This window comes from uncultured Gimesia sp., from assembly GCF_963972345.1.
Lineage (GTDB): Bacteria > Planctomycetota > Planctomycetia > Planctomycetales > Planctomycetaceae > Gimesia.
The window spans coordinates 21042-28737 of record NZ_CAXAVM010000089.1 but is presented as its reverse complement, the minus strand read 5'-3'; the positions used below and the strand labels follow the sequence as shown (position 1 = coordinate 28737).

Here is a 7696-nt window from a genome sequence, read left to right as displayed (position 1 = left end):
TATGGAGTCGACATCCACGAAATCCGTCGCATCGCTCATGACGGCATGATGATCCGCGAAGGCAAACTGCTCGGGCATACCGGCACCCGCGGCCCTTACCCCATCGGTTTTGAAGCCATCGTCCCCAAAGCGTCCGAATGCAATAACCTGCTCGTCACCTTTGCGATCTCCGCCAGTCACGTCGCCTTTGGTTCCACCCGCATGGAACCCGTGCTCATGATCCTCAGCCAGTCCGCTGCCACCGCCGCCTGCCAGGCCATCGATGCCGACTGCCCGATCCAGAAAATCAACTACCAGCGGCTCCGTACCCAGCTGCTTGCCGACGGCCAACTGCTCGACTGGCCTTCGCCCATCAAACGTGGACAAACACAGCCACGCGTCATCACATCGGCGGAAACACTGCCGGGAATCGTACTCGATGATTCCGCAGCTGAATTCACTGGAGGCTGGAGCGAAAGCAATCGTCAACCTTCGCCCATCGGCCCCACCTATACCCACGACAATAACAAAGAACGCGGTAAGAAAACCGCCCGCTTCTCGCCGAAAATCAAACACACAGGCGACTACGAAGTCCGACTGCTCTATACCTGGCATGAAAACCGTTCCACCAGAGTACCCGTCACCATCCAGAGCGCAGACGGAGAAAAAACCGTCACCATCAATCAGCGACAACCGGCTCTCATCGATCGCATTCCCGTTTCTCTGGGTGAATTCCATTTTGCAGCAGGGCAGCCGGCGCATATCACGATTTCCAATACCGGTGCCGATGGCTACGTCGTCGTCGATGGCCTGCAGCTGCTGTCGGTAGAAATCGCTGCTGCAGAACGCGCCGGCACTACAGCCTCCGGTTTCCCCGAAATCAGCATGGCGGAAAAACCGGTCGCGAAGCCGCTCCCCAATCCACAGGCTGCCCGCGTCGCTGTCTCCCCCCTCGCTGCAAAAACCGAACCCCGCACACCCGGTGAAAGTACCCGACATTCGGACGAACCCGTCACCCTCGCGAAAGAGACTCCCGCAGTGAAAGTAAACGGCAAAACATACGATGTCGTTGTTGTTGGCGGAACGGGCGGCGGTGTCGCCTGTGCCGTGCGTGCGGCCCGGGAAGGCTGTTCCGTCCTGCTCGTGCAGCATAACGGGCACCTCGGCGGCATGATGACCAACGGCCTGATGCAATGGGACGCCCTCTACGGCGGTCCCCGTTCGCCCCTCTTCAGCGAACTGCTCGAGAACATCGAGAACTATTACATCGACATTTTCGGTCGCGACTCCCGCGATCACCAGATCATCCGCTTTACCCACGAAAAATACCCCATCGGCTGGGCCGAACCGCATGTCGCTGAACGCGAATATAATCGGCTCGTCGCTCAGGAAAACAACATCACACTCCTGTTGAATCATTACCCGACGAACGTCGATCGCCAGGGACCGATGATCCAAAGCGTCACCCTCTGTCGCTTTGGCACTCCCGAAACGATCCAGGTCAACGGCTCCACCTTTGTCGATGCGACCTATGAAGGTGATCTGTTCGCACTGGCGGATGTCCCGTATCGCGTCGGTAGAGAAGCACGCGAGGAATTCAACGAACCGCACGCCGGGAAAGTATTCGTCAATATTGACGGACATCGTCCCGAGAGCGTTATCAAAGAAGGCCTCAACATTCGCGTCTACGGAGCAAGGCAGGGGAGCGTCGATCCCACCAGCCCGTTCACTGCAGACGGCGCGGTCCAGGCTTATAACTATCGTTTCTGCGTCACCTCCGATCCCGCAAATCGTCTGACCATTCCCAAACCAGACAGCTACAATCGTGAGGATTATCTCAACTTTCATCGCCGTTACATCGCTTCGCATAATGGACCAAACCACAAGTCGCACGTCAACAGCCCGATCATGCCGGGACAGAATCACGAATATCCTGAAGCCGACTGGTCCATCCGCGAACAGATCATTCAGCAGCATCTCGATTTCGGCCTGGGACTGATGTGGTTTCTGCAGCACGATGAATCGATCCCGGAAGCGCAGCGTAAGAAGTTCCTCGAATGGGGTCTGCCTGAAGATGAATACGCCGACCACAATCACGTCCCTTATGAAATGTACGTCCGCGAAGCCCGCCGGATTGTGGGTCGCCATGTCTTCAATGAACATGATGGCATGCTGACCGAAGATTACCAGCGGACTCCCATCCACGCGGACAGCATCGCCGTCACCGACTGGTATATGGATTCGCATTCCTGCACCACCGACAGTCGGCCCGGTTTCAAATACGACGGCAAACTGATTCTCACCGAAGAATCCCGTCCGTCGCAGATCCCCTATCGCGCACTTCTTCCCAAAGGCGTCGACAACCTGCTGGTCCCCGTCTGTCTCTCTGCGTCTCATATTGCCTGGGGTGCCATCCGTCTGGAACCCGTCTTCCTGCAGACCGGTGAAGCCGCCGGCTATGCCGCCGCACTCGCGAAACAGCACTCGACGACTCCTGCCGACCTCGACCCTGAACTGCTGCTGCACACTCTCGTGCGTTATCGTCAGCTGGTCAGCTTCTTTAACGACATCAAAATCACCGATTCCGACCCAGCAATACCGGCTGCCCTCTATTTCGCGACAAAAGGCTTTTTCAACGACTACAACGCCCGACTCAACGAACCACTGACTCAATCTGTGCAGACCACCTGGGAACAGGGTCTGCAGCAACTGGAGCAGGGGACTCTCAACCCGCGGCAACTGGCGAAGCAGGTGCAGCAGGCCGAAGAGCAATCGTCGCCAGCCACCAAAGTCAAACGAGGCAGCTTTCTGCTGCAGGCCTGGGACCGCATTCAAAACTGATTCAAGTGATTGCATCCTGTTCACTTTCTACTGAATAAATTCGTCTTGACAGGCACTCGCCGCGCGGCATGATCAAAGCTTATAAGTGGGTCGCGCGCGATCCACTACTGGTTCAGGTGAAAATCACGATTACGGAAACATAACCGCATTACAAAACTCGCTGACCTCAACCTGATCTGACAAAACACCTGCTCAACAAAACTCTGTGGGTCGACGCACATCACCACACCATGGCGCAGGTCTCGCCCCCGGTTCGCCTTTCTATCAAAACATATCAGCACGTATCGCGCACTCTTTTTGTCCTTCTCCGCTTGACGCACCCACGCCCTTCCACAAAATAATCCACAATAAATTTGAAAACCGAATTCAGAGATCAGCTCAAACACCACAATGAACTCCATAACAAAAACAAAATTTCAATGTCCTCTTACCCTGGCGTGTGCCACAGTTAACTTGCCCGACAGTGCGCGAACAACCAGCCCCCACCAACAAAACAGGATCGCCCGAATGCAACGAGAAGGAAGTCACAGCCGCCACGTCCTATCCGGAGCCAGGCTTTCTACACCCACTCGACACGGCCGGTCAAGCCGGCCATGGCACCCGATAACCTCTCTTTTATTGCAATGTCTCCTGCAAAATCAGACGAGCGCGTGCCACTGATCGGCTTGCTATTTAGACCGGACAGTGCTTGTGCTAACGTCCTCTTACCTGGTTCACAAAGCATTATAAAAGAAGTGCCCCACCCCCCGCAGATGAAAATCCCGAATCACTGGAAGATCAAGAGAAGGGTCAAAAAGGTGTCATCGATATTCATCATAGATCACCCCAGATTAACCTCGTTTTTTCCCGGCTCACAAAAACCGCGGCTCATGCCGTTCGGCTAATCTGAAAGAAAGAACGAAAGGTGAAAAATGGGTAGCCCCGAATGCAATCCGTGGTTGTCGCAGACAACAGAAAAAAGTCAGGGCAAGCGCACAATCCAGAACCCCACATCCCACCTGTTAGTCGTAGGGGTCGTCCCATGTGTCGACCCGCCTGGCGAGTATCAACCCGACATCACGCCCAATGGCAACATAATCAAACACCCCCATCCAAAATTTCCACCGCGAAAACCCAAAACCAGCCATAAGAAAAAGGGGTGAAACTATGAAAGAAGGTCGAGCCGGACCGAGCGAAACAGTTTCTACCCGATCTCTCCCGACTCCTCTCATTTCAACATCCCGCAGCAAACTTCAGATTCTGCATGACAAACCAGTACCGCTGGTTTACAATAAAAAGAGTTGAACACAATCAGCCGAACAGACCAGTCCTTCAGACAGGAGTTTCCGATCCAATGCATGCCAAAGTGAAACCATACCTGGCCATGATCCTCGCATCACTCGGCTGCATTTTGTTAATGACGGTCGGCATTTTTACCAGACACACCCCCCGCCATCCGGTCACCGAACTGGAAACCGTCACCTCCAGGATTCCCCTGGGCATCTCCGCGGCAGAAGCAGACGCCTTGATGGGTACGCCCCCCGATGCCGTTTCTCGAACACGGGGCACACTCATGAATTCCACGATCATGTTGTCCGCGGACAACTCGCTGGCTGCACAGTACGGCGGTCCACAACTCTACACCATCCGCACCTGGAATCGCGGTGAGGGGCACGCCACAGTCGCCGTTGATCAATCAGGCAAAGTCGCCGGCCGCTGGTTCTGGTCAGATCACCAGGCTACCGGTTCCTCGCAACTCAATCTGAGCCAGATCACCCGCGGCATCAACTCATTCTGGCGGTACCTGGTGGGCTGACCGGGGAGCCTTCCGGTTTCAGTCCCGCATCAACACAGGTTCGGCATGAACCAGAAAAGTCCGCTCCACCAGTTCCGGCAACGCCGCAGGCCGCAGAATCTCAGAGGTACCTGCGAGTTCTTCCCGCGACCACCAGCACATCAATGTCTGTCTCGGCAGGGGAACCGATTAATTCACCTTCTTTATTGGAACAATATACTCAGTCTCAATAAATAGTGTGACCTGTGGTCTCAATCCAGTGCGCGATTGTCTCATAATCTACTTTTCACTGGAGATTCTCGCGAAATATCAGTCCTCGTTCACAACTGAACTTATACTTTTTAAGAACAGGTTTTGGTCACAGGAACAATACAGTTGACACCACGCAATACTGAAAGGAAAAAGAAATGACTTGCATTCCCATATATGATGCGGGGCGGAATTCGCTTACCAATCTGATCGGATGGCTCAGTTTATGCCTGATTGCGGCTGGATGGGGGGCAGAGTTTGATATGACTATCAGACATCTCTGGGCCAACATCGGACTGTTTGGACTGGTTTCGATGATTGGCTTGAAAATGGTTCAAATGTCGAAGTTAAAGGCACAGCAGATGGCCACGGAATCACGTGTAGAACATGATGTGAAGAGAATATCCAAAGGGAAGGATTCTGCAATCCTATTGAAAGCAGAATTAGAACGCCTGGAAAAAGAAGACCGATCAGCCACATTTCACTCGGATCGAAACGAGATTGAAAAGATAACCCATTCCACGGATGCGGAACTGGTCTCGATGTTGCGTTATTGTCTGCTCCAGAGCCAGAAGGGCCGACTCCGATTATAAGAATCGATTCACTGCTCCAGACCGATGGACTGCCGCGATTCCAGGTTCTCTCTTTCATTATACAGCATACGGTACAATGTTCTGCGATGCATTCCCAGCGTTCTGGCAGCAGCCGCCTTGTTTCCGCCACAGCGTTTTACGACTTCGCTCACCATATGTCGTTCCATCTGTTTCAGGTCGCCAATAAAGGGGACTGAAATCATTTCTTCATTCTGAATCATTGGATTAGCCTGCTTGAGCAGTTTAGCCGCCTCCGCGCTGTCGCCTGTCAGGAGTACGCGGGAGAGCACACTGGTCAGTTCATGAACATTGCCCGGCCAGGAGTATTCATATAGCATTTCCCACATTTCCTTACTGATCCGGCCTCGACATTCCGCAAAATTACAATTCCAGACCTGACAGAGTTGCTCCAGGATTTGAATTGTCAGGGGAATGATGTCTTCTCTTCTCTCACGCAGCGGGGGAACGAGAATCGGCAGTATGTTCAAATTATCGTATAAACTGCGATGAAATTCATCCTGAAGCACGGCAGACTTCAGATCAATGGCTGTGGAAGTAATGAGTCGAATGGCATTGACTTTCGAAAGGGGCGCCCAGGGAGCCCTGACCAACCCCTCTTTGAGCATCATCAGCAGTTGCCGTTGCTCTAACCTAGGTAACTGATCAATGTCTTCCAGGAAGAGTGTCGTCTTCTGAGCATTTTCAACCGAATCGGTCTGCAGCAGACGATTGAGAATCCCAACACCTTGTTTATTAAAGCGTTCTGTACTCTCTATAATTGCGCAGTTGATGTGAATATACGGACCATCTGAAAAGGGACTGTGCCTGTGAATCAGTCTTGCCAGCGTCTTTTTCCCGACCCCATTTTCGCCTTGAATCAGCACGGGGATATCCATTTGGGAGAATTTTTTCCCCTGAGCAATCACTTCCCGCATGGTGCTGCTTTTCGCGACAAGTGTTCTGTTGATTGATTTCCCGGAGTCAGGTAAGGAAACGTTTTCCCACTTTGGAAAAGTACTCAGCTTTGTGAGATTGATGGCACTGTGAAGTGCTTTAGTAACCTGCGGTCGGCTGAAAGGTTTTGTGATATAGTCGCAGACTCCCAGGCGCATCGCTTCGATGGCGGATTCAAGAGTGCCGAATCCCGTTATAACCACCGAAGCGATGTTCGGGTGGACCTGCTGGGCTGTGCGAATGACTGTGAGTCCGTCTCCGTCCGGAAGTTTAAGCTCTGTAAATATGATATCGATACGCAGACTCTGCAGATATTGCAGACCCTGCTGTGCCGTGGAGGCGAGCAGTACTTTCTTTCCTTCAGTCTCTAAAGCATCTTTGATAAATCGCCCGACACTGGCTTCAGCCTCAATAATCAGGACAGTTTCCTGGCATTTCATTCTCGATCCTTTCTGCAGATATGACTTCCCTGAGAGCAACTAATCGAAATCGTGTTATCTTTAGAATGCAACTTAAACCGTAAGCCCTGTCATTTTTTCATGAAATGAAATTCAGATTCACTTTCAGACTGGTGACTTTTATTGAAATCAGTACCACTGAAATAACATACTGTTGATGACAATTGAGATTTGTTTTTTTTGAATCAGGAGGCGGGGCGCATTCTCCTGATACGTTCCGTTCAATTAAGAGACTTCTTGAATTCCGTTCGCAATAATTTTAAAAAGGCACTTTCAGGTATGACTCTCGCATTTTCAGACTTGTCGCGTGTCGCCTGATTCGTCGCATTTCGCTTTGACACCTGCAGTGCCAGATCGAATCCGTATCTGTGATTTGACTCTGTTTTAATAGCCATTTCCGGTAGATTTCGAAACATGACAGTTTGATAATTCATATTCATTCCTTCCGGCACTGCCTGAGTCATGAACGAGAAATTGACCACAACTCTTAAACTTTCATTTCAGCTAACTAACGCAAAACATATCGTCGTGCTAACACAGTTACATAACAAAATGCAAAAAGAACCACTTTTTCGTGACAGTGCGTCTCGGGTGCGCAGCATGACTGTGACCTGCTGACACAGACGGCACCTGTGAGCGCCCCCAACGTGACAGTGCCTGCCACAGTAAATTTCCAACCACATTCGAAGCCACATCTGCATTCCATCAGGCAGACACTTTTTCCATTCAAACGAGATGAAAACGATGGACTCCTGATGCATCCCGGTACAGACGCGAAAGGACCATTACCGCGTCATGACAATCTGTCACACCCTGTTACTGGCCGCTTCACACATAAATTGATATTT

Annotated in this window: 5 protein-coding genes; 3 read left to right on the top strand and 2 right to left on the bottom strand. The window is 51.8% G+C overall.

Going from position 1 to position 7696, the window contains the following annotated elements; genetic code table 11:
* Nucleotides 1–2820 (top strand): FAD-dependent oxidoreductase (locus AACZ40_RS15875; RefSeq protein WP_339674972.1); only part of this gene is annotated, 2820 nt, incomplete at its 5' end.
* A 1333-nt stretch (nt 2821–4153) separates the two neighbouring features.
* Nucleotides 4154–4615 (top strand): hypothetical protein, encoded by a 462-nt coding sequence (locus AACZ40_RS15870; RefSeq protein WP_291178965.1) that lies wholly within the window; start codon nt 4154–4156, stop codon nt 4613–4615.
* Nucleotides 4616–4633: 18 nt separating this feature from the next.
* Here the strand turns inward: AACZ40_RS15870 and AACZ40_RS15865 are convergent, their stop codons facing one another.
* The gene (locus tag AACZ40_RS15865; RefSeq protein WP_291178961.1) at nt 4634–4756 is read right to left on the bottom strand and encodes a hypothetical protein; all 123 of its coding nucleotides are present in this window, start codon (nt 4754–4756) and stop codon (nt 4634–4636) included.
* A gap of 245 nt (nt 4757–5001) precedes the next feature.
* On the opposite strand from AACZ40_RS15865, the gene AACZ40_RS15860 reads away from it, so the two are divergent.
* Nucleotides 5002–5436, top strand: coding sequence for a hypothetical protein (locus AACZ40_RS15860; protein ID WP_291178959.1), 435 nt, complete (start codon nt 5002–5004; stop codon nt 5434–5436).
* An 8-nt stretch (nt 5437–5444) separates the two neighbouring features.
* Here the strand turns inward: AACZ40_RS15860 and AACZ40_RS15855 are convergent, their stop codons facing one another.
* Entirely contained in the window at nt 5445–6830 is a 1386-nt protein-coding gene (locus AACZ40_RS15855; protein ID WP_291178957.1) for a sigma-54 dependent transcriptional regulator, read from the bottom strand.
* Nucleotides 6831–7696 lie beyond the last annotated feature (866 nt).